Consider the following 26,958-nt stretch of genomic DNA (forward strand, 5'->3'; position numbering starts at 1 on the left):
ACCTCGGTACTAGAGGCGGACCAACTGAACCGGTTCGGCCAAGAGGGCGCTGAGCGATTCATTCAGGTCTTGGACGGCGATGCCCTTGGAGTGCTTGTCGAGGAGTTCCTCGGATTCCCAGCGCTCAGTGAGCACCAGCTTCTCTTCAGTGGCCTCGGTCAGTTCGTAGCGGATGCAGCCGGGCTCGTTGACGACCTCGTCGATCGCGATTTCAAGGGCAAGCTTCACGCGGAAGAACTCGCCGTCGTTGGGAATGAACGTGGCCTGCAGGTCAATGGGTGAACTCATGGCATCCACCCTACCTGCGCGACACGGCCGGGATGTCTTGCGGCCTGTTCTGTTGCGGGCCCCGGCTTGGTAGCGTTTCGTCATGTTGTCCTATACCGCCGGAGACACTGACGTCCCGCTGCTCGATGAAACCATTGGCGCCAATTTAGAGCGGATTGCCGCCCAGTTTCCGCTAAGGGACGCGCTGATCGAAGCAGCGGCATCGCCGGGAGGGGACGCCCGCCGCTGGAGTTACCAAAAACTCAACGACGACGTCGATCGCCTCGCCCGAGCGTTACTGGCCCTGGGGGTGGGCAAGGGCGAACGCGTGGGCATTTGGAGTCCCAACTGCGCCGAATGGACCATCCTGCAGTACGCCACCGCCAAAATCGGCGCGATCCTGGTCAACGTCAATCCCGCGTACAGGAGCCACGAACTGGAGTTTGTGGTGAAGCAAAACGGGATGCGGATGTTGGTGACCGCTCCATCGGACAAAAACAACGAGTACGTGGGCATGGCCAGGGAAGTCGCCGGGACCTGCCCGGAGTTGCGCGAGCTGGTCTTCCTCCCCGGCGCACCGGAGCTCGGACTCGTCCAAGGCGTGCCGGAAGCCGGCCACGAACTGACCTACGGCGAGCTCCTGACCCGAGCAGACGGCGTCGGGCTCTCGGCGGTAGGCGAGCGCATGGCGCAACTCGATCCGCACGATCCCATCAACCTGCAATACACCTCCGGCACCACGGGGTTCCCCAAGGGAGCCACCCTGACGCACCACAATATCCTCAACAACGGGCATTCGATCGGGCGGCTGCTGCGCTACACCGAGCACGACCGTGTGGTGATACCTGTGCCGTTCTACCACTGCTTTGGCATGGTGATCGGAAACCTGAACGCACTGAGCTTTGGAGCGGCAACGATTATTCCCAGCCGCGGATTCAGCCCCTCCGCGGCATTGGAAGCGGTGCAGGACTTCGGCGGAACGTCCCTCTACGGCGTGCCCACGATGTTCATCGCCGAGCTCGCCTTGCCGGACTTCGACTCCTACGACCTCTCAACGTTGCGGACCGGCGTCATGGCCGGCTCCTTGTGCCCCATCGAGGTCATGCGCCGGGTGATCGATGAGATGCACATGGTGGATGTGGCCATTTGCTATGGGATGACCGAAACTTCGCCGGTGTCCACCATGACCCGCGACGGCGACACGTTGGAACAACGCACCAGCACCGTGGGCCGGACCATGCCGCATTTGGAGAGCCGTATTGTTGATCCGGGCTCGGGGGAAGGCGTGGAGCGCGGCGTTATCGGGGAACTGTGCACGCGCGGATATGCGGTGATGCAGGGGTATTGGGGTCAGCCGGACAAGACCGCCGAAGCGATTGACGGCGAAGGCTGGATGCACACAGGGGACCTCGCACGGATGGACGAGGACGGGTACGTCGTTATCGAAGGGCGCATCAAGGACATGGTGATCCGTGGCGGTGAAAATATCTACCCGCGCGAAATTGAGGAATTCCTGTATCTGCATCCCTCCGTCCAGGACGTCCAGGTGATCGGCGTCCCGGACGAGAAGTACGGCGAGGAGCTCATGGCCTGCATCATCCTGAAACCCGGCGCACCCAGCATCACTGCCGAGGATGTTGCGGAATACTGCCAGGGCAAGTTGGCCCGCTACAAGATTCCCAAGTACGTGGATGTCCGCGAGAGCTTCCCCATGACGGTCTCAGGCAAGGTGCGGAAAGTGGACATGCGCGAGGAAGCCGTGGCCCGCTTGCACCTGTAGACCTGTAGACCTGTAGACCTGTGTCCTAGTGGCCGCGGTGATCCTGGACCGTCATCCTTGGTCCGAACGTGGGCTTGCGGAAACCGCTCAGGTACAGCATCCGCACCAGCCGCTGCCGTTGCCCGCGCCAAGGCTCCAGCAACTGGAGCATGCCGGGGTCATCGGTCTTCCGGCCGGTCAATGCGTAGCCCACATAGGCCGCCAGGTGGTAGTCGCCCACAGAGATCGAGTCAGGGCATCCATGTGTCCGCTGCACCACCTCCGCGGCCGTCCAGATCCCGATGCCGGGAATGGTCTGCAGTTTTTCGCCGGCTTGGGTCGAGTCCAGGGCAGTGAGCCGTTCAAGCGCGACGGCGCTCCGCAGCGCCCGCATGACGGTGGCCGAACGCTGTGGTCCAACTCCGGCTTTATGCCATTCCCAGGACGGAACGGCCAACCAGTCGCTGGCGGTGGGCGGTACCAGGAGTCCCATGGGCGTCCTTGGGCCCGGAGCGGGTTTTCCGTAGCGGTACATCAAGTACCGGTAAGCCCGCCTCGCCTCGAGGGCGGTGACCTTTTGCTCCAAGATGGTGGGCACAAGTGAGTCAACCATCCGGCCGGTGGAGGGTAACCGCACTGCCAGGTTCCGGCGTCGTGCTTCCCTGACGATGCGGGGGAGGGTGGCGTGGAAGTCCGGAGCGTCAAAGGCCGACCAATCATCTCCCGCGCCCAGCAACCCGGGAACGCCGGCGACGGCGTCGGCCGCACCGGGGCCCCATGCCTGCGCATCGACGAAAGCAACGGCGGCAAGGCCAGCGGAGGAGAGCCGGAGCGTCACGGGCCCGGAGGGTGTTGTGAAGGCCATCCAGAAGCCGGCGGAGTCTTTGGCAAAGGAGGGATCCGCAGCTCCGCGCATCAGCGGGAAGAGGGTCTGGTCCAAGCGGAATGGGCTGCCCGGATGCCACCGGACGGCCGCATCTGCTGCCGCAGCAACACGTGACGGGGCCTCTGCGATGGTCATGTTTTCATCGTCCCACGCTTGGCCGACATTCCACCAAGGGGACCTCTTACAGTGATGGCCCTACAGGGCTAGACTCCCGAATGTGGCGCGGGAGGGCCGCGCCTCAACCCTCTAAAACAGGAGTGCGAGTCATGGCCGGAATAGTGCATTTCGAGATTCCCACGGAGAACACGGAGCGGGCAAACACCTTCTACCAGAGTGCTTTCGGCTGGAACCTCAGCCCGATGCAAGGCATGGAGTACACGATCGCCATGACCACGCCTTCTGATGAAAAGACGGGCATGCCCACCCAGCCGGGCGCCATCAACGGTGCGCTGTTCCCACGCACGGATAACCTCAAGACGCCAATCCTCACCATTGACGTGGACGATGTCGATGCTGCCCTTGGCCAGGTGGAAAGGTCCGGAGGTTCGGTGGTCCAAGGCAAGGAAACCATTCCCGGCATGGGCTACTACGCCTACTTCAAGGACACCGAGGGCAATATCCTGGGCGTTTGGCAGTCGGACGAAAGCGCGGGCAGCTAGCTCGAGGACTGTGACGTCACCGCCGGGGAGAAAACTGTCAGCGGTCAGGCGGTAGCTTTGTACCTATGAAGTACGCGCAGTCCGTGTTGGACCTCATCGGCAATACGCCCCTCATCAAGCTCAACCACGTCACCGACGGGATCAAAGCAACCGTCTTGGTGAAGCTCGAATACATCAATCCCGGTGGATCCATCAAAGACCGGATCGCCGTGAAGATGATCGAGGACGCTGAGAGGGACGGCCGGCTCCGGCCGGGCGGAACCATCGTTGAGCCGACGTCAGGCAATACAGGAGTAGGGCTGGCGCTCGTCGCCCAGCAAAAGGGCTACAGGTGCATCTTCGTGGTGCCGGACAAGGTGGGCGAGGACAAGCGCGCTGTACTCGCTGCCTATGGCGCCGAAGTTGTGGTGACGCCTACCGCCGTCGCCCCCGACAGCCCGCAGAGCTACTATGGCGTTTCGGACCGCCTGGTCAAGGAGATCCCCGGTGCCTTCAAACCGGACCAGTTCTCCAATCCCGCGGCCCCGGGCAGCCACTACGAGTCAACCGGTCCTGAAATCTGGCGGGACACCGACGGCAAGGTAACGCACGTGGTCATCGGTGCGGGAACCGGCGGCACCATCACCGGCACCGGGCGCTTCCTCAAGGAAGTTTCGGCAGACCGGGCAGCGTCCGACGGCGGCCCCGTCAGGATTATCGGCGCCGACCCGGAAGGTTCTGTCTACTCAGGCGGAACCGGCCGTCCGTATTTCGTGGAAGGCGTAGGCGAGGACATGTGGCCCGCCAACTACGACGCCTCCGTCCCGGATGAGGTCATTGCGGTTTCGGACGCAGACTCGTTCTCCATGACCCGTCGGCTCGCCCGCGAAGAAGGCCTGCTGGTCGGTGGTTCCTCCGGCATGGCCGTGGTTGCCGCGCTTGAGGCAGCCAAGGACTTGGACGAGTCCGCGGTGGTTGTCGTGATCCTGCCCGACTCAGGCCGCGGTTATCTTGCCAAGATCTTCAACGACCAGTGGATGCGTTCCTACGGCTTCCTCTCCGGCGGCGAGGAAGCGTCCGTGGGAGAAGTGCTCAAGTCCAAGACGGGGGAGATGCCGGACCTGGTCCACATCCACCCGAACGAGACAGTGCGGGACGTTATCAACATCATGAACGAATTCGGGGTCTCGCACATCCCGGTCCTCTCACAGGAGCCGCCCGTTGTCATGGGCGAGGTTCTGGGAGCTGTGGACGAGCGCAGCCTCACTTCCAAACTTTTCCGCGGGGAAGCCAAGCTCACCGACAAGATCGCCGAGCACATGGGTGACCGCTTGCCCGTTATCGGCTCGCTGGAAACCATTTCCGCCGCGCGCGAGCTCTTGTCCGACGTCGATACCCTGATGGTGACGTTCGTCGGAGCGCCCGTGGGGATCCTGACCCGCCACGACCTTCTGGCGTACCTGAGCAACTAGGCGCCCGATCCAACCGTCCAACGAACACAGAGGAGCTTCCATGTCTGCCAACAACAACGCCGGGTTCAACACGCGCGCCGTCCATGCCGGGCAAGCCTTCGAGCCGCGGACCGGTGCCGTGGTCCCGCCGCTGCACTTCAGCTCGACCTACGCGCAGGACGGCATCGGCGGTTTGCGCTCCGGGTACGAGTACGGTCGCGGCGGGAACCCGACGCGCGATGCCCTCCAGGAGCAGCTTGCCGCCTTGGAAGGCGGAACGGCGGCATTCTCCTTCGGCTCCGGCCTCGCTGCCGAGGACTCACTGATCCGGGCGCTCGCGCGTCCGGGTGACCACATCGTGCTGGGCAACGACGCTTATGGCGGTACCTACCGCCTCATCAGCCGTGTCCTCGGCGACTGGGGCGTCGGGAACACCCCAGTGGACATGTCCGACCTGGACGCTGTTGCCGCTGCCGTCGCTGCGAACAAGACGCGGATGGTGTGGGTTGAAACCCCGTCCAACCCGATGATGAAGATCACCGATATCGAGGCGCTCGCCGCTGTAGCGCACGACGCCGGTGCCCTCCTGGTGGTGGATAACACCTTCGCCTCGCCCTACTTGCAGACACCGCTGGCCTTGGGTGCCGACGTCGTGGTCCACTCCACCACCAAGTACATTGGCGGCCACTCCGACGTGGTCGGTGGCGCGATCGTGGTCAAGGATGCTGAGCTCGCCGAGAAGATCGGGTTCATCCAGTTTGCCGTGGGCGCAGTGTCCGGGCCGATGGATGCGTTCCTGACCACCCGTGGCCTGAAGACGCTCGGTGTGCGCATGGACCGTCACAGCGAGAACGGCCAGGCTGTGGCCGAGTGGCTGCTCCAGCGCCCCGAAGTAGAGGCTGTGCTGTACCCGGGGCTTCCGGGCCACCCCGGCCACGAACTTGCTGCCAAGCAGATGAAGAAATTCGGCGGCATGGTGTCCGTACAGTTCAAGGGCGGCGAGGCGGCAGCCCGCACCGTTGCTGAATCCACCTCCGTCTTCACACTCGCGGAATCGCTGGGCGGCATCGAATCGCTGATGAACTACCCCTCGGAGATGACTCACGCGTCGGTGAAAGGCACGGAGCTGGCCGTGCCGGTCAACCTCCTGCGTCTGTCCTGCGGCATCGAGGAAGCCGAAGACCTGATTGCCGACCTTGAACAGGCATTCGCCAAGATCAGCTAGCCGTGACCGAAGTCCGGACCCTGTTCGTCCAGCTGACCGCTCGACGGTAAGCAGTTCGAACAGGGTCCGGATTCTGCCGTCAAAGGTGTCACCGTAAGGTCTAGCTTTCTTTAGGAAAGTCAGCTAGTTTGTGCTCATGCCTTTGCGATCCGACTGGTCTGCCCGGTCCTGCAGCCTTGCCCGCGGCCTCGATGTCCTGGGAGATCCATGGGGGAGTTTGGTCCTCCGGGAAATCTTCTTTGGTAATGGCCGCTTCGATGCCATCAAGGAACGCCTTGAGGTGGCGGACAACGTGCTGAGCAAGCGCTTGGCATGGCTGCTCGACGCCGGCCTCCTAGCCCAGCGTCCCTACCGGGACGGAGCCCGTACCCGGCAGGAATACGTCCTCACGCCCAAGGGACAGGATGCACTTCCCGTTCTGAACGCCATTATCATCTGGGCCGAGAAACACCTGGATGCTCCCAACGAGGTATCCCACATGAAGGTGATCCACACCGATTGCGGGCGGCCAACAACCTCGGCCGATACTTGTTCCCACTGCGGCACGCACCTGACTGCAGCAAATACGAGCTGGCACAGCTTCAAACGCAGTGACCAGCCCGTTCCCCTTGCCATCGCACCGCCCGAAACCCGCAGGGAAACAGCCCTCGGAACGGAGATCCCCGCATGAGTGCTCCCCTGGAAACAGTCAAACGCTCCCGCCGTCGGCTCCACCCGGCCTGGATGGTGGCTGTGGTTGCCTTCCTCGCCTTGGTGGGCGCCGCCGGCTTCCGTGCAGCGCCCGGTGTGCTCATGGTCCCGCTGCAGCAGGAATTTGGTTGGTCCACCACGGTGTTGTCCCTCGCCGTCAGTATCAACCTTGTCCTCTTTGGGCTGACCGCACCCTTCGCCGCGGCGCTGATGGAACGCTTCGGCATCCGCAAAGTCACCTCCTTGGCCCTCTGCCTGATCGGGCTTGGCTCGGCGCTCACAGTATTCGTCAACCAGTCCTGGCAGATCCTGCTCACGTGGGGCGTGCTGATCGGCCTCGGCACAGGATCCATGGCCTTGGTTTTCGCGGCCACGATCGCCAACACCTGGTTCGCGAAGAGCCGTGGGCTGGTGATCGGGATCCTGACGGCAGGCAGCGCCGCTGGCCAACTGGTGTTCCTGCCCTTCATCGCCGCACTGGCACAGAATCCCGGCTGGCGCGGCGCCTCGCTGCTCATCGCCGCCGGCGCCCTCGCCGTGGTGCCCTTGGTCTTGCGGTGGCTGAGGAACTCACCGGCCGACGTCGGCGTCTTGCCTTACGGTGCGGAAGAACCCACCGCAACGATCCTGCCGGTAGGGGAATCCGCGGGGGCGGAGCCGGCAACCCTCCAAGCCCCGGCTCAACAAGATTCGCCCAACGTGGCTGTCCGCGCCCTTCAGGTCTTGAAAAGGGCCAGCAAAGTCAGGACTTTCTGGGGGCTGGTTGCGGGCTTTGCCATTTGTGGGGCCACCACCAACGGACTCATCGGCACGCACTTCATTCCATCGGCCCATGATCACGGCATGCCCGAAACCACCGCGGCGGGCTTGCTCGCCGTCGTCGGAGTGTTCGACATTGTGGGAACCATCGCATCGGGTTGGCTGACCGATCGCTTCAACCCGAAAATCCTGTTGGCCGTCTACTACCAGTTCCGAGGCATTGGCCTGCTGGTGCTGCCCCTGCTGCTCAGTTCATCGGTGCAGCCAAGCATGATCATCTTCGTGGTGGTCTATGGACTGGACTGGGTGGCCACGGTGCCGCCCACCGCGGCGATCTGCCGCTCCGTGTTCGGTGCTGATGGATCCGTGGTGTTTGGCTGGGTCTTTGCAGCCCACCAGCTCGGCGCGGCGGTCGCGGCACTGGCCGCAGGCTACGTCCGCGATGCCACCGGCCAGTACAACTACGCGTGGGTCGGCGCGGCGGCCATGTGCACAGTTGCCGCGGTCATCAGCGCCACCATCCGGAAGGACGCTGTGAAAAGGACCCCAGTTCCCGTCGCTTGACTGCCGTTGTGAGGCCCGCTCTGCGTACAAAACCCGCGCGTTTCCCTGCAGAGCGGGCCTCACAACGTTAACGGAACGCGTTGATGCCGGTGAGGTGCTGCCCGAGGATCAAAGTGTGGACCTCGTCCGTGCCTTCGTACGTCCGCACCGATTCGAGGTTGTTTGCATGCCGCAGGGGCGAGTAGTCCAAGGTGACCCCATTGCCCCCGAGGATGGTCCGGGCTTCCCTCGCGATCTTGATGGCTTCGCGCACGTTGTTTAGTTTGCCCAGCGAGATCTGTTGCGGTTCGAGGCGCCCGGAATCCTTGAGCCGTCCCAAGTGGAGGGCCACCATGGTGCCTTTCTGGATCTCCAAGAGCATGTTCACCAGCTTCTCCTGCGTTAGCTGGTACCCCGCCAGTGGCCGGCCGAACTGGAGCCTGGATCCGGCGTACTCGAGTGCTGCCTCATAGGAGTCGCGGGCAGCACCCATGGCTCCCCACGCGATACCGTAGCGCGCCTCGTTGAGGCACGAAAATGGCGCCCGAAGTCCCACCGCATCCGGGAGGATTGCCTCCGGACCCAGCTGCACGGCGTCGAACGTCACATCGCACTGGATGGAAGCGCGCATGGAAAGCTTCGGCTCGATGGGGGTGGCCGTGACGCCGGGGGTCCCGGCCGGAACGAGGAACCCTCGGATGCCCGGGTTATCCCCGGTGGTCCTCGCCCAGACCACCATGACGTCGGCTATCGACGCCAAGCCGATCCAGCGCTTGGCCCCGTCCAAGACCCAGCCGCCGTCGTCGGTTTCACGGGCGCACGTGACCATCGACGACGGATCGGAACCCGCCGTCGGCTCCGTCAACGCAAAGCAGCCGATCAACTCACCGGCAGCCATCCGCGGGAGGTACTGCTGCTTTTGGGCCTCTGAGCCCCACTTGTGGATGGCGGTCATGGCAAGGGAACCCTGCACCGAAACAAACGTGCGGATCCCCGAATCACCGGCCTCCAGTTCCATGGCCGCGAGGCCATATTCGACGGCGGTGCGCCCAGGACAGCCATAGCCCTCCAAGTGCATGCCAAGGACTCCGAGCTCACCCAACTCCGGGGCGATCTCCCGGGGGAAGACTGCGTCCTCGTACCAGCGTGCGATGTTCGGCCGGATCCGCTGGGCGGTGTAGTCCCGGATCTTGTCCCTGAGGGCCAGCTCGTCCGGTGTCAGCAAGGAATCGAGGGCAAGGACGTCGGAGGTGTTCGTCGTTGAATCGCTCATTCCAGCATCCTAGGCGTTGGCCCTGCACTCTTCCCCCGCCGGAATGACGGCGGGAGCAGGAGGAAAGCGGAAGGGCGGTTAGCTGAAGCGCACCGCTTCCCACTCGAGAATTCGCGGAACGGCCAGTCCCTCGGTGACGAACGGATCGCCGGCCAGGAACTTTTCCGCATCCTCCCGGTAACTGAAAATCCCCATCGAGCTCCCGGCAGGGTCGGCAGTAAGGAACGGCCCGAGGGCCAGGAGCCCGCCTCCAAGATGGCGAGCCAAGGAACAAGCGAGTCAAGGAACAGGCGAGCCAAGCAAGAACGACGAACCATGTAAGGATGTAGCCATGGCGGGACCCCAGGTAAACGGCGACGACCTCGACGGCGGATTGTTGCCTCCGCCGGTTCGGGGCATGGGGCGTGCCCGCGTCATTGGAGGCCTTTGCCTGGCGGTGTCCCTGCCGCCCGCCGTCGAGCTGGTGGTTGCGGTGATGTCCTTCCGCAACTTCGCCATGATCATGCTGCTGCAGTTGGCGGTTGCGGTCACGGTCGCTGCCATAGGCGGCCTGTGGCCCGCGGTGGTGGCGGCAGTATTGGGCAGCTTTCTCCTTAATTACTACTCAGCGGACCCCGTGGGTTCGCTCTCCGTTGCGGACCCGACGACGCTTTTCACGTTGGTCGTGTTTCTCGCTTTGGCCTGCGGCGTCGCGCTCGCCGTAGGGTTGGCCGGCCGCCGGGCCCAGGACGCGGCACGTTCCGGGGCGGAAGCGAAAGCCCTGAGCGCGCTGGCCCTGCGTATCCTGAGCTCGGATGGAACCCTGGAATCGTTCCTTGAGAAGATTCGCGGCACGCTGGGGATGGATGCAGTGACGTTGCTAGGAGCGTCAGCGCAGGCATCGGACAGCGGTTCGGGGCCGCCGGCTTGGCAAGTCCTGGCCAGTGCCGGCCCCAATCCGCCGGTGACCCACGCGGCCGCCGATCATACCGCCGTCGTAGATCCCCATTACACCTTGCTGTTGCGCGGCGGACCCCTCTCACCGCAAGGGCAGCGGTTGCTGGCGGCCTTCGGAGCGTTCGTGGTGGCGGTGCGGGAACGGCAGCAGTTGGTCAAGAGCCGGCGGGACAATCTCCGGCTGTCCGAGGGGAACAAGATGCGTACCTCGATCCTGCGTGCCGTCTCGCATGATCTGAGAACTCCACTGGCCGGGATCAAGCTGGCAGTCAGTAGTTTGCGGCAGGAAGACGTGACCTTTCCACCCGATGTTGAGCAGGAACTACTGGAAACGATCGAGGACTATGCGGATCGCTTGGACCATTTGGTGAACAACCTCCTGGACATGTCAAGGATCACCGCCGATGCCGTTAGTCCGTTGCTGGATGGCATCACGTGGGCTGAGATCCTTCCGGAGGCACTTCGGGGCGTCCCGACTGGAAGGCTGCGCAACGAATTGCCCCCGAACCTCCCCCCTGTGCAGGCGGACGCCGGCATGCTGGAGCGGGTGATAGCCAACATTGTGGAAAACGCCGTGAAGTACGCGCCCGATTCCGATGTTGTCCTCAACGCCCGGACGGGGGCGGGAATAACGCTCGGTGACCTGCCAGCGAGCGAGCTGCGCGTGACGGACCACGGCAGGGGAGTGGCGCACCAAGAGGTGCTCACAATGTTCCAGCCGTTCCAGCGGCTCGATGATTCCTCGGCCAGCGTGCTGTCCGGCGGCGGAGTTGGTTTGGGGCTTGCGGTGGCGAAGGGATTCACAGAGGCGATGGGCGGCACCCTCGGTGCGGAGCCGACGCCGGGCGGTGGACTGACCATGGTGGTCACCCTGCCGTTGTGGACCGGTCACGGTGGTGAGCTTCCATGACGTTGGTGCTGATCGTCGAAGACGAGGCCCGGATTGCCCGGGCCATGCAGGTTACCCTCCAGGCCCACGGGTATCGCGCGTTGACGGTGGGGACAGGTTTTGACGCCTTGAACCTGGCGTCCACGCAGCCGGTGAAGATCGTTGTCCTGGATCTTGGGCTGCCGGACATGGATGGCGTGGACGTCATTCGCCGCCTGCGTGCTTGGAGCAGCATGCCCATTATCGTGTTGTCGGCCCGGCACGCTTCCGAGGACAAAGTTGAAGCGCTCGACGCCGGTGCGGACGACTACGTGACAAAACCGTTCGGTTTGGATGAGCTGCTGGCCCGGCTCCGGGTCGCCTCCCGGCGCTTGGTCACCGAGCATGAAGAACCAACATTGGCAATGGCTGATTTCAGCGTGGATCTTGCCGGCAAGAGAATCCTCAAGGACGGTTCGGAAGTCCGGTTGACTCCCACCGAGTGGAACATCTTGGAACTGCTGGTCCGCAACAAGGGAAAGCTGGTAAGCCAGCAACAGATCCTGACCCAGGTGTGGGGGCAAGCCTATGCCAAGGAAACCCAGTACCTGCGGGTCTATATCGCACAGCTGCGCCGCAAACTGGAGCGGGATCCTGCGGCGCCGCGACACTTGCACACGGAGGCAGGGATGGGCTACAGATTTGATCCTTAGACTGGTCACATGAGCGCTGCATCACTTCTTGCCGTTTGCCGAGTCCACCAGTTGCTTCCTGACCCCGAAGGGAGTGTCGGTGTCACTGCCATCGACAAGCGTCCCATCGAAGGGCCGGTGAAGGTCCACAAACTGGGTGTCCACGGGGATGTGCAAGCCAGCCGGGTCCACCACGGCGGGGAAGACCAGGCGTTGTACGCCTATTCACAGGCTGATGCGGATTATTGGTCCGCTGAACTCGGGCGGGAACTCCTGCCCGGCGCCTTCGGCGAGAACCTCAGGCTGGCCGGAATCGACGCCTCGGGCGCGGTGATCGGTGAGCGCTGGAAGATTGGCTTGGATGTGGAGGTGGAAGTCACCTCGCCCAGGACGCCGTGCGCCACGTTCCAAAGGGTGTTTGGGGAGCCGCAGTGGGTCAAGCGCTTCTCGGAGGCGGGCAGGGTGGGGACATACCTGCGCGTCATCAGGACGGGCACCATCTCGGCAGGGGACCACATTCACCGCACGTTCGTCCCGCGCCACGGCATTACGGTGGGCCAGTGGTTTACCGAGCCCACCGTTGAATTGGCCCAAGCCTTGTTGGATGCCGAGGCGGATGGGGAAATCCGGCTCCAAGAGGACTATCACCCGGAGATCGCGAAAGTCATGCGGCGCAGCGGCCTTTAGGCCCTGCCGTGCGAATACCGCGGTGGGGGATAAGGCGGTGGGGGATACCGCTGTGGGGAATGTCACCGGGCGTTTCCGGTGGTTAACTCGCGGTCATGCCCCTGCGTGCCCTACACTTGAAATATCCCCCACTCCGGAAATCCCTTTATCCTGCCCAATTCTTGAGGCACGACTGGTAAGTGTTGGGGCCCGCTACTGTGTGCGGGCATTTTGCATAGGGAGAGCCGGCTAAAGAAAACGCTGTACAGACTGCTGGGATAGCAGCCAAGAGATGCAGCGGGAAGTCCTGCCATGGGATTGCGATAGCGCCGGACTTCTTGCGAGAGCAGGGCACCTTGCCCCGTTCAAGCGATGAGTACTGCGGCCAAGCCCAACCGGGCCGCGCCGATGCCCTATGGATGAGGAAATTTCCCCCTATGACCGAAAATCTCAACGAAAACTTCGAGGCCACGAACGAAGAATCTGCTGACGTAGCAGATACCGTCACCGAAGCGCCCGAAACTGCAGCTCCCGCCGTCGAATTCACCGAGGCCGCTGCCCCCGTCGAGACTCCTGCAGCCCAGGCTGCAGACACCACCGAAGCTCCCGCCAAGAAGACGGAAGACTCGGAAGAAGAAGGCGTTCTCTTTTCCCAGCTCGGCATTGATGGCCGCGTCCTGGCCGCGTTGCAGGATGTCGGTTACGAGAAGCCGTCGCCCATTCAGGCTGCCACCATTCCGCTGCTCCTTGAGGGCCGCGACGTCGTAGGCCTGGCCCAGACCGGTACCGGTAAGACCGCGGCTTTCGCTGTTCCTGCCCTGTCCCGCCTGGCTGAACTGCACGACCTCAACGGCCCCTCCCGCAAGACCCAGGCATTGGTCCTGGCTCCGACGCGTGAACTGGCCCTCCAGGTTGCCGAGGCTTTCACCTCCTACGCCAAGCACATTGATGACTTCACCGTCCTGCCCGTGTACGGTGGCTCGGCCTACGGCCCGCAGCTCGCCGGCCTTCGCCGTGGCGCACAGGTTGTTGTCGGTACCCCTGGCCGCGTCATCGACCACATCGCCAAGGGCTCCTTGGATCTGTCCGAACTTCAGTACTTGGTGCTGGACGAAGCTGACGAGATGCTGCGCATGGGCTTTGCCGATGACGTTGAGCAGATCTTCCAGCAGACCCCGGAGGATCGCCAGGTTGCACTGTTCTCCGCGACCATGCCAGGCCAGATCCGCCGCATGTCCAAGCAGTACCTGAACAACCCGGCGGAAATCTCGGTCAAGTCCAAGACCACCACCGGTGCGAACACCCGCCAGCGCTACCTGCAGGTCATGGGCCCGCACAAGCTGGACGCACTGACCCGCATCCTCGAGGTTGAAGAATTCGACGGCGTTATCGCCTTCGTGCGCACCAAGATGGCTACCGAGGACCTGGCTGACAAGCTCAAGGCCCGTGGCTTCCAGGCTGCCGCCATCAACGGCGACATCCCGCAGCAGCAGCGTGAACGCACTGTTGACGCGCTCAAGGAAGGCCGCATCGACATCTTGGTTGCGACCGACGTCGCGGCCCGTGGCCTTGACGTTGAGCGCATCAGCCACGTCATCAACTACGACATCCCGCACGACACTGAGTCCTACGTGCACCGTATCGGCCGCACGGGCCGTGCAGGCCGCAGCGGTGACGCCATCCTGTTCATGACCCCGCGTGAGAAGTACTTGCTGCGTTCCATTGAGAAAGCTACGCGCCAGCCGGTAGAGCAGATGCACCTTCCCACCGCTGAGACCGTGAACACGCTGCGTTTGGGCAAGTTCGCAGAACGCATCACCGAGACCTTGGCGTCCGAGGATGTGTCGGCTTTCCGCGATCTCATTGCTTCCTACGAAGAAGAGCACAAGGTTCCGGCTGCCGAGATCGCCGCTGCCTTGGCAGTCATGGCGCAGGGCGGACAGCCCCTTTTGGTCAAGGAATTGCCTGCGGCTCCTGAGTACCAGAAGCGTGAGCGCTCCAAGGACGGCTTCGGTTCACGTGGGCCGACCCGTGCACTTACCGAAGGAAACGCAACCTACCGGATCGCCGTCGGACGCCGTCAGCGCGTCATGCCGGGTTCCATCGTTGGCGCCATTGCCAACGAAGGTGGCATCTCCTCCGCACAAATCGGTGGCATCGACATCCGCTCGGATCACTCCTTGGTGGAACTCCCGGCAGATCTCAGCCCTGAGCAGTTGCGTGCACTGTCCCGCACTCGGATCGGCGGCGAACTGATCAACCTCGAGCTCGATAACGGCCGCCGCCCCGGTGGCGACCGTGGTGGCTACGGTGATCGTGAGAACCGTGGTGGCGGGAACTTCAAGGGCGCCGGTGGCTTCAAGAAGGACTTCCGCAAGTCCGACGGCGAGCGGGGCTCCGCTGACCGTGGCGGACGCTCCTACAGTGACCGCTCAGAGCGCTCTGCAGGCAGCTACGGCGATCGTGATCGTGGCCAGGCCAGTGGATCGCGCTTCGGTGGTCACGGCGACGGTGCTCGCAAGCCCCGCAGTGGCGGCGAAGGCGGCCACCGCGATTTCAACCGCAAGGGCAAGTGGTAAACACCGCAAGTGGTAAACACTGCTAAGCGGTAAAGACTTAGTGGTTCCCGTCAGGGGGTCGGCTTCCGGGCCGGCCCCCTGACGGCGTTTAAGGTTCCATCCCGCGGGAGCACCGCCGTAGGATCGAAGGAGGCCGGAACGGTGCACGCTGCAATCTAAAGCAGGAGGACTCCATGGGACTACTGGACAGGGTGAAGAGGAATCTCGGGCTGGCCGATAAGGGGCACCCGGGCGCGGGTAGGCAGGCTGGTGAAGATACTGCCGCCGTCGAGGTTTCCAAGGAGGACCCGTTCGCAACGGAGGCTGCAGCCGCCGAGGCTGCTTCTCAACAGGAAGCTGCGGACGTTGCTGGGATGCAGGCGGCCCGCCAGACGGAGGCGGACATCGATGGTTCCCAAGAAGCCCAAGAAGCCCAAGAAGCCCAAGAGGTGGAGCAAGCCCACGAGGCATTCCCAAACGCCTCCGGTGCTGCCGAGGACGGCCCGGATGCAAAGCGGGTTACCGAGGTTGTGGTGGAGCCTGGCGATACCATGGGCGGGATCGCAGCCCAGTTCGGAGTGGACCTCACAGCGTTGATCGCAACCAACGCGGACACCGTTCCGAATCCGGACCACATCTACCCGGGCCAAGTGCTGCGGCTGCCCTGATTTCTTCCTTTTAGCCATCGGAAAATCCGATCCTGTCAAATTGTGTCGGGGGCGATTTTCCCTGCTTTTTAGCCGATTTGTAGCATCCGAAAACGTCCGGTAGAGTATTTACTCGTTGCCCCCCTAGCTCAGTGGTAGAGCGCGTTCTTGGTAAGAACGAGGTCACCGGATCGATTCCGGTGGGGGGCTCTGAATGGGAGCCTGTGTCAGGGCGGTTTTGACCGGCTTGACACAGGTTTTTCTCATTCGTGGCGGTGTAGCTCAGTTGGTTAGAGCGCACGACTCATAATCGTGAGGTCGGGAGATCGAGCCTCCCCACCGCTACAGAGAAAAAACCCCGCAGGAATCCCTGCGGGGTTTTTTGTTTCTTGGGACAGAATGGGTCCATGAGCCGAATTGCAATCATAGGCGGCCACGGCAAAGTGGCCCTGCACCTGTCCCGCATCCTCAGTGACGAAGGTCATGACGTGACCTCTTTCGTGCGAAATCCGGATCATGTGCCGGACGTCACGGAGACCGGTGCGTCTGCCCAGGTGCTCGACGTGGAAAATTCGACGACGGCGGAACTCGCCCAAGGGATGAAGGACCACGACGCCGTGGTCTGGTCGGCCGGGGCCGGTGGGGGCAACCCGGACAGGACGTATGCCGTGGACCGGGACGCCGCGATCCGTTCCATGGATGCAGCAGCTGAGGCAGGTGTGGCCCGCTATGTGATGGTGTCGTACATCGGTTCGGCCAAGGATCATGGAGTTCCTCCGAGCCACCCGTTCTTTGCCTATGCCGAAGCCAAGGCCGCGGCGGACGACTACCTGCGCGGCACGGGGCTCGATTGGACTGTTCTTGGGCCAGGGAGCTTGACGGATGAGCCGGCGACGGGGTTGATCGAACGGAACCCTGACAATTCGGGCGAGGGCACTCATACTTCGCGCGCAAACGTTGCTTTGGTGGTGGCCGCGGTGTTGGAGCTGCGGGAGACCATCCATCAAACCATCACCTTCACGGACGGATCGGACGACGTAGTGGATGCCCTCACCGCGGGGTAACGGGCCGGCTCCTGCGGCACTCTCGGCTCCCTGCGGCACTCATGGGCTGGTGCCGCCGCGATAAGTTGTAGGTAGCTTGCGCTCAGCGCCTCATGCCGGGCGCAGCAACTTTCGGCCGTTCGGGGAAGCAGGACTATGGATCAGTTGGCGCTCATTGTCGGGTTGCTTCTGGCAACAGTGGTGGCAGTCGGTTTGGGAGACAGGCTCCGGCTCCCATACCCGGTGTTGATGCTCCTGCTGGCTGTGGCGCTCACTTTCATCCCCGGCTTCCCCGAGTTCGAAATAGCGCCCGAGCTGATCCTTCCGATCTTCCTGCCACCCTTGCTGTTCGCGACCGCCCAGAAGAGTTCGTGGGCAGTGTTCCGCGTGCGGTGGCGCACGCTTCTCCTTCTAGCCGTGGCCCTGGTGGTCATTTCCACCGCAGTTGTTGCCGGCGCTGCGTGGCTCATGATTCCAGGCATCGGCATCCCCGCAGCAATCGCCCTGGGAGCGATGGTGGCTCCGCCTGATCCCGTTGCGGTCGAGTCGGTGGCTGGTCGGGTGCATATGCCTCGGCGGTTGACCACTGTCCTTCAGAGTGAGGGTCTTTTCAACGACGCTGCGGCCATTGTCATCTTCCAGGCCGCGGTGGCTGCCACAGTCTCGGGCAACAACGTTGGGCCCGGCATCATCTGGCAGTTCGTGGTCGGAGCCGCGGTGGCGGTGCTGATCGGTATCGCCATGGGTTTCCTGACCAAGGTCATCACCAAGCTCGTTACATCAATGGTTGCCCGGAGCGCCGTGACATTGGTGGTTCCCTTCGCTGCGTACATCCTTGCCGAAGAGCTCCACGCCTCCGGCGTCGTGGCAGTGGTAGTGACAGCTTTGGAGCTGCAGCGCCACGCGCGTCCGCAGGATGCCGCCGAACGTCTGACCAGGACTGCTTTCTGGGACGTGGTGGAACTGTTGGTCACAGGACTGGCGTTCGGATTGGTCGGATTGGAAATCCGCCATGTGATCCATGACGAAGGGACGGCCATTTTCGGCATGGTCGGAATGGCCGTCACCACCTGTGTCCTGGTGTTTGTGGTGCGCTATCTGTGGTTGGGTTTGCTTGCGTTGACGGCACGCAGACGCCGGAACCTCCTGCAGCCAACATCGCCCAAGGAAGTGCTCATCCTGACATGGTGTGGCATGCGGGGGCTGGCCACCTTGGCACTGGCCTTGGCCCTTCCACTGACGCTGCCTGACGGCAGCGACTTCCCGGCCCGCCACGAGATCCTCGTCATTGCTTGTGCAGTGCTCCTGGCCACCCTGGTGCTGCCGGGCCTGACATTGCCCTGGCTGATGAGGGTACTCAATGCAAGGGAGGACGGTTCCTACGAACACGACGCTGCCCGGCTCTTGGCCAGGCGTGCCCAGTCCGCGGCAGTGGCCGCGTTGAAGGAGCACGATCTGATGAAGGAACTTCCTGCAGAGAAAGTGGCGTCGGTCAAGGAACGGATGCGTCGCTTGCAGGCGGAGTTGCTGGGCGACGATCTTCAGAACAAGCCTGTGGTGGAGAAGCTCAAAAAGGGACGGGAACTATCGGTGGCCGTGCAGACCATCGCGTTGGATGCGGCACGCCAGGAAGTGGTGGCGGCCAGGGGCGAGCCCGGCACCGACCCGGAAATTGCCGACCGTGTCCTCCGGCAGTTGGACCTGCGCACCATGACGATGCCGGACTAGTCACTAGCTTCGAACCAGTTTCCCTAGCTTCGAACGAGTTTAAGGTCCAGGGAATGCGCCTCCACATAGTCGAGGGCGCATCGCACGGCGCCTACGGTCACGGCGGTGTCGCCGAGGGTGGAGGCCGCGAGCCGCGGGGGAGTGGCTGTGTATGCCGGGATCTTCGCGGCGACGGCGTCGAGCATACCCGCCACTGACTCAGCCACCGCGCCACCCACCACCACAAGGTCGGGGTTATAGATGGTGGCAACCGTGGCAACGATCCGGGACAGGCGTTCGGCCAGGCGCTCGATAAGTCCGACGGCGACCACATCGCCAGCCGCCGCGGCAGCAAACACATCCTCGGCCGTCACCGTGTGCCCGGGGGGCAACGAGCGGAGCGAGGTCGCGGCCCCAAGGCCCAGTTGCTCGGTGGCCCAGATCCTTGCGAGCGCAGCTATACCGTGGGTGTCGCCCACTCCTTCAACGAGGTTCAGGTAGGCCATTTCACCCGCCGCCCCGTGGCTGCCGTGCAGAAGCCGTCCGTTTTCGACCAAGCCCGCGCCCAGGCGCTCGCTGGCCAGCAGCACCACGACGTCGTCCACGCCCACTGCCGAGCCCCGCCACCGTTCTCCGAGCGCGGCCAGGTTGGCGTCATTTTCAAGCAGTACCTCCCACCCGTGGAGGTCGTGCAGTGCGGTGCGGAGTCCGACGTCGAACTGCCGCCAAAACTGTTGGCTCGCCAGGACTTTGCCGGTGCGGTCAACCGGCGCCGCAATCCCGACGCTGGCGGCGAGGACCCGCGACGGGCAGGCCCCGGCGTCGTCCAAAGCCTGCAACGCGGTGCGGTTGATCGTGTCGATGCGTTCTTGGGATGAAATCCGCATGTGGGCGAAGGGTTCGCTGGCGCGGCTGATGGTGTCGCCCCTCAGATCCGCCACAACCACGGTCACTTTGAGCGCGCCGACGTCCACGCCCACCACGAAGCCTGCGGTCTCATCGAGCGCGAACCTGCGCGCCGGCCGGCCCTTTTGGTAGGTGGCGGGCTCCCGCGGCACCATCACTTCCCGTATCCACCCACGTTTCATCAGGTCTTCGCACACGGCCAGTGCCGAGGCGCGGGTGAGGCCGGTGGCTTCCATGAGCTCAGTCACGGTAACGACGCCGGAGCTCCGCACGACGCCGAGCACAGCGGCTGCGTTGACCCTGCGCAGGAGCTGCGGAGTCGCTGCGGAAACTTCTGCCATCGAGTGTTGACCTCTCTCTGCCCGCGCCAGATAATACTTAAGGAGCTTTATTTAGAATCTAAATCAAATCTACGAGAAAACAAAGACACACGAAAAGGAATCACCTTGTCCACCACACCCTTGGCAACACTCACCGACGCACAGCGATCCGCGCGAATGGCCGATCCGAAATGGTGGCGCCAGGCAGCGGTTTACCAGATCTACCCGCGCAGCTTCTATGACGCCAATGGCGACGGTCTCGGTGACCTCAAAGGCATCACTGCGAAGGTCCCGTACCTCCAGGAGCTGGGGATCGACGCCGTCTGGCTCAGCCCGTTCTACCCCTCGGCACTGGCCGACGGCGGTTACGATGTCGATGATTACCGCAACGTGGACCCCAAGCTGGGCACCCTTGAAGATTTCGATGAGATGGCCGCAACGCTGCACGCGGCGGGTATCAAACTCGTGGTGGACATCGTCCCCAACCACTCCTCGGACCGGCACGAATGGTTCAAGGAAGCCCTCGCATCTCCCAAAGGCTCCGCTGCCCGGGACCGCTACATCTTCCGCGATGGCCGCGGCGAGAACGGTGAGCTGCCGCCGTCGGACTGGGACTCCGTATTCGGTGGACCCATCTGGGAGCGCATCACGGAACCGGACGGCACCCCGGGCCAGTGGTACATGCACATCTTTGCCAAGGAACAGCCGGACTTCAATTGGGAAAACCCGGAAATCCGCGAGGACTTCCTGAAGACCCTGCGGTTCTGGTCCGACCGTGGCGTGGACGGATTCCGCATCGACGTCGCCCACGGCATGGCAAAAGACCTCTCGGAGCCGATGCCCATGAAGGCGGACCTCGAAGCAAGGGCCCACGGCACCGATGGCTTCATCGATGGATCGCACCCGTTCTGGGACCGGGACGAGGTCCACGAGGTCTACGCCGAGTGGCGCAAGCTCTTCAACGAGTACAACCCGCCCCGGACCGCCGTGGCCGAAGCATGGGTCCACGAGTCCCGCCGCGCGCGCTATGCCAGCCCTGAGGGCCTCGGGCAGGCTTTCAACTTCGACCTGCTGCAGTCCGACTTCGACGCCTCATCGTTCCGGAAAATCATCACCGACAACCTGGTGGCCGCCAAGGAATCCGGCGCATCGTCCACCTGGGTGTTCTCCAACCACGACGTCGTCCGCCACGCCACACGCTACGGACTGCCGAAGGGCGGTTCCACCGCCCAGGGAACCAACGCAGCGCAGGATGTTACGGGCGGTGAGCCCAAGGGGCAGGACGGCAAGGGGTGGCTACTCGCCGGTGCGCCCGCTGAAGAGCTCGACGTCGAACTTGGCTTGCGTCGGGCCCGCGCTGCCACGCTGTTGCTGCTCGCGCTGCCAGGCTCCGCGTACCTTTACCAAGGCGAGGAGCTCGGCTTGCGTGAAGTGGCGGAAATTCCTGACTCAGAGCGCCAGGACCCGTCCTTCTTCAGGAACAAGGGCGTGGAAATCGGCCGTGACGGGTGCCGTGTTCCGCTGCCTTGGACACCGGATGGTTCGTCCTTCGGATTCGGTGCCGGCTCCGCTCACCTGCCCCAGCCTGCATGGTTCGCCGATTACGCTGTTTCCACGCAGGAAGGCGTGGAGGGCTCCACGCTGGAGCTGTACCGTAAGGCCCTGCGCCTGCGCAGCGAGCTCCAGACGGATGAAGAACTGGAATGGGTGGAAACCGGCAACCATGACGTACTGCACTTCAGCCGTCCAGGAGGCTGGCACACGGTTACGAACTTCGGCTCGGATCCCGTTGACCTCCCGGAAGGCGAGGTAGTTGTCAGCAGCGGTCCGCTCTCGGACGGAAAGCTGCCCGCCGACACCACTGCCTGGATCGTCAGCAAGGCCTAGGGAACGCGGAGAATACTGACGCAATGACAACTGCGAACGGGCGGGGACGCCTCATCTATGGCTGCATGGGGCTCGGCGGACCGTGGGCCGGCACATCCTACGGTGTTGCGGAGATCGACCAGGCGGCTGCGGCGATTGAAGCCGCACGGGGCATCGGCATCGAGCTTTTCGACCATGCGGACATTTATCGCAGCGGAAAGTCCGAGGCCGTGTTCGGGGAAGTCCTCTCCCGTTCGCAAGGTTTGCGCCAGGAAATCCAGCTGCAAACCAAGTGTGGGATCAGGTTGGGGGAGCGTGGGCTGGACACGCACTACGACCTCAGCCGGGAAGCCATCCTTGAACGCGTCAACGATAGCCTCACGCGCCTTCACACCGACTACGTCGACGTTCTGCTCCTGCACCGGCCCGATCCGCTGATGGACCCCCATGAGGTGGCGGGCGCCATCGGGCAATTGATGGCTGAAGGCAAGGTGCGGCAGCTGGGTGTATCCAACATGTCCGGCGCGCAGATCGCCTTCCTCCAAGACCAGCTGGAGGTACCCATCGTGGTGAACCAGCTGGAGATGAGCCTGCTGCGCAGGGACTGGCTGGAAAGCACTGTGCTGGTCAACCACGTGGAAGGGCAGGAATACAGCTTCCCGCACGGGACCATGGAACACTGCATGGCCCGGGGAATTGAGCTTCAGGCGTACGGTTCCTTGGCGCAGGGGCGTTACACGGGAGCGGGGTCCTCAGGGATGTCACCCGCTGAATCGGCTACGGCTGGGATGCTTGAACGGTTGGCCGAAGGAAAGGGCACCACGCCCGAGTCCGTGCTGCTGGGCTGGCTGATGAAGCACCCGGCCGGGATTTCACCGGTAGTGGGCACCACCAACCCGGATCGGATAAAGGCTTGCGCGGACGCCGCCTCGGTGGCCCGCGCCATGTCACGCGCCGAGTGGTACGGCCTGTGGGTTACAGCTCGCGGCAGCAACATCCCCTAACCACTGACCCGCACCAGACGGGTCAGCGGTCAGGGGATTCGCGCCTAGGGCAACACACGCGTGCTACTTCGGCTCTACAGGGCAGCAGGCGCAGCGACCGAATCCACAGGGGCCACCACCGAGTATGTGCTCGAATCGCCTTGGAGGGCCTGGCTCGGTTTGCCATGGATACTGACCGGGATGTCACCGGCGATGGTCACGCGGTTCAGCTTGCGGGGCTGTCCGTCGTAGTTGTCCGGAGCATAGTGCTGCGTGATGCGGTTATCGAAGAGAACCACTTGGTTCGGCTCCCAGTTCACGCGGACCACATTCTCCGGACGGGTCACGTACGCCTGGAGCAGCCGGATGATGTCCCTGGACTCGGTGTTGGACAAGCCCACGATCCTGAGCCGCTGCGCGAAGCCCCCAATGAACAACCCGCGCTCGCCGGTCAAGGGGTGGACGCGCACCACGGGGTGGGCGGTTTCGAACTTCAGGCGGGTGAACTCCTTGCGCCGCTCCTCGGCATTGGCATGCTCCAGGTTCTTGGGAACCGAGTAGTCGTAGTCGTTGGTATGGATGGCCCACAAAGTGTCCGCGAAATTGCGAAGCTCCTCGGGGAGGTCCCGATAGGCGCCGGCTGATGACGCAATCAGTGTCTCGCCACCATAGGCGGGCAGGTCGATGCTCCGCAGGGTTGAAGCCTGCGGTGGGTTGACCACGAAGGTGACGTCCGTGTGCCAGTTGTTGGCCGAGCCGTTTTCGCTGTCCACGGGCAGGACATTTTCCTCGCCATCCACTGATGCGACAGTCGGGTGGGCCTTGGTCAACGGGCCGAAATGCGAAGCGAACTTCACCTGTGCCTCATCCGTGAGGATGTTTGCCTCACGGAAAACCAGTGCCTTGTGCTCATTCAACGCGGCCCGGATCTGGCTAACGGTGTCAGCGCTGAGGTCTCCGCTGATGTCCAGCCCACGGATTTCTGCGCCGATTCGCGAGCCAAGCTTCGCGAATTCCAATTTGGTTTCGGTAATGACTGTCATGGTTCTTTCCTTACTTTTGTTGTGATGGTTTAGGAAGCTGTGGCACCGACGGCGGTCCGCCAGCGGGAGAAGTGCCGCTCAAGGGCGACCAGCAGGAAGTTCACACCGAGCCCCAGCAGGGAGACCGTGAGGATGCCCGCATACATGTCAGGGATGAGGAAACTGCTTTGAGCGTTCACGATCAGATAGCCCAGCCCGGCTTTGGCCCCCACCATCTCCGCAGCAATCAGGACCAGGATGGATGCTGTCCCGGCCATGCGGATCCCCGTGAAGATCGTCGGTACGGCCGAGGGCAGGATGACCTTGTGGAAAAGCTGGAAACTATTGAGCCCCAAAGACCGTGCCGCTCGGATGAGCAGCGGATCCACCGTTTTGACGCCGGCAATGGTGTTGAGGAGAACCGGGAAGAACGCCGCGTACGCCACGATGCTGATCTTCGATTCCTCGCCGATACCGAGCAATAACGTGAACACGGGCAGCAAGGCCAAGGCAGCGGTGTTGCGGAACAGTTCCAGCAGCGGATTCAGGATCGAGTTCAGCCGCCCGTACCAAGCGATCAGCAAGCCCAATGAGACACCTGCCACCAGCGCCGCACCGAAGCCCGCCACTGAACGGGTGAGGCTGGCCGCGATGTGGCCTTGGATGGTGCCGGCTTCGAAGAGCCGACCCCACGCCAAGAGCACCTCATGCAAGGGAGGGAGGAACACCCGGGTGGACGCGCTGGCTAAGTACGTCGGTCCCAGCTCCCACAGAGCTAAGAACGCCAGGATGCCGGCGGCTTTCCACACCACCGAACCCGCCGCCGCGGCCGCCCCCCGCACCGCGGTGAGGCCCGGCGTCGTGCGTTGAGTTGGTTCCGGCAGAACGGAACGTTCGACGTCGGCCTGGGGGCTTGCGGTACTGGCCGCCTTTGGTCCGGCTTGTGTTTGGGTCAGCGTGCTGGTCATCAGGCTGCGCTCCTCTCTGTGGCGGTGACTGCGGGCTCGTCCGGCGCGCTGCCGTCCGGCAGGATTTTGCGGTGGCCCGCATCTTGCGCGCGCCGGACTTCGTCGTGCAGGAGGGTCCAGACCTGGTGGCGGTGCTCCACGAAGGCGGGGTTCGAGCGGATGTCTTCGTCGCCGTCGCGGTCCGGGATATTGATGTCCACGATCTCCTTGAGCCGGCCCGGTCGGGCGCTCAGCACGGCGACGCGCTGGCCGAGGTACACGGCCTCATCAATACCGTGGGTTATGAAGACGATGGTCTTGCCGGTGGCCCGCCAGATCCGCAGCAGTTCGTCCTGCAGTTGCTCGCGGGTCTGGGCGTCCAAGGCTGCAAAAGGCTCGTCCATGAGCAGCACGTCGGGCTCATAGGCGAGGCTTCGGGCAATGGCCACGCGTTGTTTCATCCCGCCGGACAGTTCGTGCGGGTACCGGTCCTCAAACCCCGCCAACCCAACGAGCCCGAGGTATTCACTGGCCTTGCGGGCACGTTGGCGGCGGTTCAATTTCTTGCCGTCCGGGCCCGTTCCTTCGAGTCCGATCGAGACGTTGGCTGACGCCGTCCGCCAGGGAAACAGGGCGTACTGCTGGAACACCACGGCGCGGTCCTTTCCCGGCCCCGTCACCGGCCGGCCGTCCACCAATACCTCCCCGGAGGTGGGCGTGGACAGGCCAGCCAGGAGGTCCAACAGCGTGGTCTTGCCTGACCCGCTGGGGCCCACCAAGGTAAGGAACTCGCCGTCGCGGATGTCCAGGCTCAGGGAGTCGACGGCGGTGAGCCGGGTGGCGCTGGTGGTCTTGGTGGCCCGGACCGTGAATTCCTTGCTGACATTTTTGAGGCTGATCTTCACGGACATGGCTATCCCTTCTTCGCGGAACTTTGACCAGCAGTGCCGGCCAGTTCGTTGAACTCGTTGGTGTAGTACTTTGACGGCGTCAGGTTGCCCTTGACGATCCCGGACGTGGTGAGCCAGTTCTCCCAGCGTGTGAAGTCTGCATCCTGGATCACGCCGTTGTCCGGGACTCCCGGGCTCTTCCAGAACTTCAGGTTGGCTGTGCTTTCGTTACGGCCACGTCCCTCGATGATCTTGGTGAACCGTGCAATCACTTCAGCGCGAGGAGTCTCGGTAGCCCACTTGATGGCTTTGGCTACTGCCGTGGTGAAAGTGCGGGTGGTGCCGGGGTTTTGCTGGATGAAGTCGTTGCGGAGCACAATCTGCCCACCGGCGAAGGTGCCGAAGAGCCCGAAGTCACTGAACAAGGAACGCAGGCCACCAGTGGCGAGCGCATGGTCCTGGAGCACGCCTCCGAGCGTTCCCGCGTCAACTTGGCCGCGCCGGATCGCTTCCTCGGTGTCGTTCGGCGCCAGCGGAACAAGTTGAACCTGCTTGATTTCATCCGGGCTCAAGCCGTTCTTGGCCAAGTAGGTGTCAATGACTGCTTCGTGGTGCGCGCCGAGCGTGTTCACGGCGATCTTCTTGCCGATCAGGTCGCGTGCACTCTTGATCGGACTGTCTGACTTCACGTAGTAGCCGCTGAAGTTCTTCTCGTCAGAGCCGTAGTAGTTGATGACGCCCTTCACGGGCGCTCCGGCTTCGACGAGCTTGACCACGGCACCGGTAAAGGCGCCGCCAAAGTCGGTTTGGTTCGTTGCCGCGGACTGTATGTCTTGGGGACCGCTGGTGGTGTTGCCTACCCACTTCAGCTTGACGTCCCCCAGGTATCCGAGGTCCTGGGCGAGTTCCGGGAAGGTGACTTGGTTTGCTGAACCTTGGTAGCGCAGTTCCTTGACTTCGGCGCCGCTTTGATTGCCTTGCCCGGCGTCGGCAGCGCCGCCGCAGCCACTCACCGTCAGCGCTAGTACGACGGCGGCCGCGACGCTTAGCAGGGGCAGATGCAGTTTCATGGGGAGCTACTTTCGATGGGGATGATGGGGATGATGATGGTGGAGTGGGCCGGACGTGAGCGACGGCTTGGGAACGATCAAAACCCATGCTGGTGCCGGGTGGGAAGCGGCTCGGTAACTCCCGGAAACGCTGCGAAACAGCCCGAAACGGGGCGAAATGTTGGGCCATTCCCGGCAATCGAAAGACACAAAGACGCCGGATTGACCGCGATGAAGAACTACGACGGGTGGGCCGAAATGAGTGGCGCGGGCCGTCGTCGGGCGTTCATACTGCGGGACCCGACAGTCATACGGGGTTTAGTTCGTATTGATCCTCACAACCGGGCGGATTTCTTCGCCGTGTGAC

24 protein-coding genes and 2 tRNA genes are annotated in these 26,958 nt (G+C 63.2%); 17 read left to right on the forward strand and 9 right to left on the reverse strand.

The genetic code is table 11. The features are described from left to right. Window positions 1–9: 9 nt before the first annotated feature. Window positions 10–288 (reverse strand): putative quinol monooxygenase, encoded by a 279-nt coding sequence (locus QRN42_RS16810; RefSeq protein WP_284976301.1) that lies wholly within the window; start codon window positions 286–288, stop codon window positions 10–12. A gap of 82 nt (window positions 289–370) precedes the next feature. Between QRN42_RS16810 and QRN42_RS16815 the strand changes: the two genes are divergently transcribed. After that, window positions 371–2,047, forward strand: coding sequence for an AMP-binding protein (locus QRN42_RS16815; protein WP_284976302.1), 1,677 nt, complete (start codon window positions 371–373; stop codon window positions 2,045–2,047). Window positions 2,048–2,072: 25 nt separating this feature from the next. Here QRN42_RS16815 and QRN42_RS16820 read toward each other — a convergent pair whose 3' ends face one another. Then, entirely contained in the window at window positions 2,073–3,047 is a 975-nt protein-coding gene (locus tag QRN42_RS16820) for a DNA-3-methyladenine glycosylase family protein (protein WP_284980262.1), read from the reverse strand. A 131-nt stretch (window positions 3,048–3,178) separates the two neighbouring features. Between QRN42_RS16820 and QRN42_RS16825 the strand changes: the two genes are divergently transcribed. From QRN42_RS16825 to QRN42_RS16845, 5 genes are all read left to right on the forward strand, one after another. Further along, window positions 3,179–3,571: a VOC family protein gene (locus QRN42_RS16825; protein ID WP_284980263.1), complete on the forward strand. Its 393-nt coding sequence runs from the start codon at window positions 3,179–3,181 to the stop codon at window positions 3,569–3,571. 65 nt (window positions 3,572–3,636) lie between these two features. Then, complete coding sequence (locus QRN42_RS16830; protein ID WP_284980264.1) at window positions 3,637–5,022, forward strand: cystathionine beta-synthase; 1,386 nt, start codon at window positions 3,637–3,639, stop codon at window positions 5,020–5,022. 40 nt (window positions 5,023–5,062) lie between these two features. Beyond that, complete coding sequence (locus QRN42_RS16835; protein WP_284976306.1) at window positions 5,063–6,226, forward strand: cystathionine gamma-synthase; 1,164 nt, start codon at window positions 5,063–5,065, stop codon at window positions 6,224–6,226. A gap of 136 nt (window positions 6,227–6,362) precedes the next feature. After that, complete coding sequence (locus QRN42_RS16840; RefSeq protein WP_284980265.1) at window positions 6,363–6,896, forward strand: winged helix-turn-helix transcriptional regulator; 534 nt, start codon at window positions 6,363–6,365, stop codon at window positions 6,894–6,896. After that, entirely contained in the window at window positions 6,893–8,239 is a 1,347-nt protein-coding gene (locus QRN42_RS16845; RefSeq protein WP_284980266.1) for an MFS transporter, read from the forward strand. Before QRN42_RS16840 ends, QRN42_RS16845 begins: the two co-directional genes overlap by 4 nt. Before the next feature lie 67 nt (window positions 8,240–8,306). Here the strand turns inward: QRN42_RS16845 and QRN42_RS16850 are convergent, their stop codons facing one another. Beyond that, window positions 8,307–9,491 carry an acyl-CoA dehydrogenase family protein gene (locus QRN42_RS16850; protein ID WP_284980267.1) on the reverse strand — a complete coding sequence of 395 codons (1,185 nt, stop codon included), beginning with the start codon at window positions 9,489–9,491 and terminating at the stop codon, window positions 8,307–8,309. A gap of 78 nt (window positions 9,492–9,569) precedes the next feature. Next, window positions 9,570–9,758 carry a YciI family protein gene (locus QRN42_RS16855; RefSeq protein ID WP_284980268.1) on the reverse strand — a complete coding sequence of 63 codons (189 nt, stop codon included), beginning with the start codon at window positions 9,756–9,758 and terminating at the stop codon, window positions 9,570–9,572. A 64-nt stretch (window positions 9,759–9,822) separates the two neighbouring features. Between QRN42_RS16855 and QRN42_RS16860 the strand changes: the two genes are divergently transcribed. From QRN42_RS16860 to QRN42_RS16900, 9 genes are all read left to right on the forward strand, one after another. Continuing rightward, the gene (locus QRN42_RS16860; RefSeq protein ID WP_284980269.1) at window positions 9,823–11,337 is read left to right on the forward strand and encodes a sensor histidine kinase; all 1,515 of its coding nucleotides are present in this window, start codon (window positions 9,823–9,825) and stop codon (window positions 11,335–11,337) included. Beyond that, complete coding sequence (locus QRN42_RS16865; protein WP_284980270.1) at window positions 11,334–12,008, forward strand: response regulator; 675 nt, start codon at window positions 11,334–11,336, stop codon at window positions 12,006–12,008. The genes QRN42_RS16860 and QRN42_RS16865 overlap by 4 nt, the downstream gene beginning before the upstream one ends. A 9-nt stretch (window positions 12,009–12,017) precedes the next feature. Continuing rightward, window positions 12,018–12,674 carry an MOSC domain-containing protein gene (locus QRN42_RS16870; RefSeq protein WP_284980271.1) on the forward strand — a complete coding sequence of 219 codons (657 nt, stop codon included), beginning with the start codon at window positions 12,018–12,020 and terminating at the stop codon, window positions 12,672–12,674. 416 nt (window positions 12,675–13,090) lie between these two features. Next, complete coding sequence (locus tag QRN42_RS16875) at window positions 13,091–15,232, forward strand: DEAD/DEAH box helicase (RefSeq protein WP_284980272.1); 2,142 nt, start codon at window positions 13,091–13,093, stop codon at window positions 15,230–15,232. Window positions 15,233–15,405: 173 nt separating this feature from the next. After that, window positions 15,406–15,879: a LysM peptidoglycan-binding domain-containing protein gene (locus QRN42_RS16880; protein ID WP_284980273.1), complete on the forward strand. Its 474-nt coding sequence runs from the start codon at window positions 15,406–15,408 to the stop codon at window positions 15,877–15,879. 117 nt (window positions 15,880–15,996) lie between these two features. Next, window positions 15,997–16,068 (forward strand) — tRNA-Thr (locus tag QRN42_RS16885). Window positions 16,069–16,129: 61 nt separating this feature from the next. Then, a tRNA-Met gene (locus tag QRN42_RS16890) sits at window positions 16,130–16,203 on the forward strand. Window positions 16,204–16,265: 62 nt separating this feature from the next. Beyond that, a complete protein-coding gene (locus QRN42_RS16895; protein ID WP_284980274.1) occupies window positions 16,266–16,922 on the forward strand; it encodes an SDR family oxidoreductase in 657 nt (218 codons plus the stop codon). A 135-nt stretch (window positions 16,923–17,057) separates the two neighbouring features. Beyond that, window positions 17,058–18,629 (forward strand): Na+/H+ antiporter, encoded by a 1,572-nt coding sequence (locus QRN42_RS16900; RefSeq protein ID WP_284980275.1) that lies wholly within the window; start codon window positions 17,058–17,060, stop codon window positions 18,627–18,629. A 23-nt stretch (window positions 18,630–18,652) separates the two neighbouring features. Here the strand turns inward: QRN42_RS16900 and QRN42_RS16905 are convergent, their stop codons facing one another. Further along, window positions 18,653–19,855: an ROK family transcriptional regulator gene (locus QRN42_RS16905; RefSeq protein ID WP_284980276.1), complete on the reverse strand. Its 1,203-nt coding sequence runs from the start codon at window positions 19,853–19,855 to the stop codon at window positions 18,653–18,655. A gap of 105 nt (window positions 19,856–19,960) precedes the next feature. Between QRN42_RS16905 and QRN42_RS16910 the strand changes: the two genes are divergently transcribed. Then, complete coding sequence (locus tag QRN42_RS16910) at window positions 19,961–21,721, forward strand: glycoside hydrolase family 13 protein (protein WP_284980277.1); 1,761 nt, start codon at window positions 19,961–19,963, stop codon at window positions 21,719–21,721. A gap of 23 nt (window positions 21,722–21,744) precedes the next feature. Beyond that, window positions 21,745–22,704, forward strand: a complete 960-nt coding sequence (locus tag QRN42_RS16915; RefSeq protein ID WP_284980278.1) for an aldo/keto reductase — start codon at window positions 21,745–21,747, stop codon at window positions 22,702–22,704. A gap of 74 nt (window positions 22,705–22,778) precedes the next feature. Here the strand turns inward: QRN42_RS16915 and QRN42_RS16920 are convergent, their stop codons facing one another. From QRN42_RS16920 to QRN42_RS16935, 4 genes are read right to left on the reverse strand one after another with little or no spacing between them, the layout of a single operon-like run. Then, a complete protein-coding gene (locus QRN42_RS16920) occupies window positions 22,779–23,726 on the reverse strand; it encodes a TauD/TfdA dioxygenase family protein (protein WP_284980279.1) in 948 nt (315 codons plus the stop codon). 29 nt (window positions 23,727–23,755) lie between these two features. Then, the gene (locus tag QRN42_RS16925; RefSeq protein WP_284980280.1) at window positions 23,756–24,673 is read right to left on the reverse strand and encodes an ABC transporter permease; all 918 of its coding nucleotides are present in this window, start codon (window positions 24,671–24,673) and stop codon (window positions 23,756–23,758) included. Further along, window positions 24,673–25,563, reverse strand: coding sequence for an ABC transporter ATP-binding protein (locus QRN42_RS16930; protein WP_284980281.1), 891 nt, complete (start codon window positions 25,561–25,563; stop codon window positions 24,673–24,675). The genes QRN42_RS16925 and QRN42_RS16930 overlap by 1 nt, the downstream gene beginning before the upstream one ends. Window positions 25,564–25,565: 2 nt before the next feature. Further along, complete coding sequence (locus QRN42_RS16935) at window positions 25,566–26,612, reverse strand: ABC transporter substrate-binding protein (protein WP_284980282.1); 1,047 nt, start codon at window positions 26,610–26,612, stop codon at window positions 25,566–25,568. Between the last annotated feature and the right edge of the window lie 346 nt (window positions 26,613–26,958).

The organism is Arthrobacter sp. fls2-241-R2A-200 (assembly GCF_030209745.1).
GTDB lineage: Bacteria > Actinomycetota > Actinomycetes > Actinomycetales > Micrococcaceae > Arthrobacter.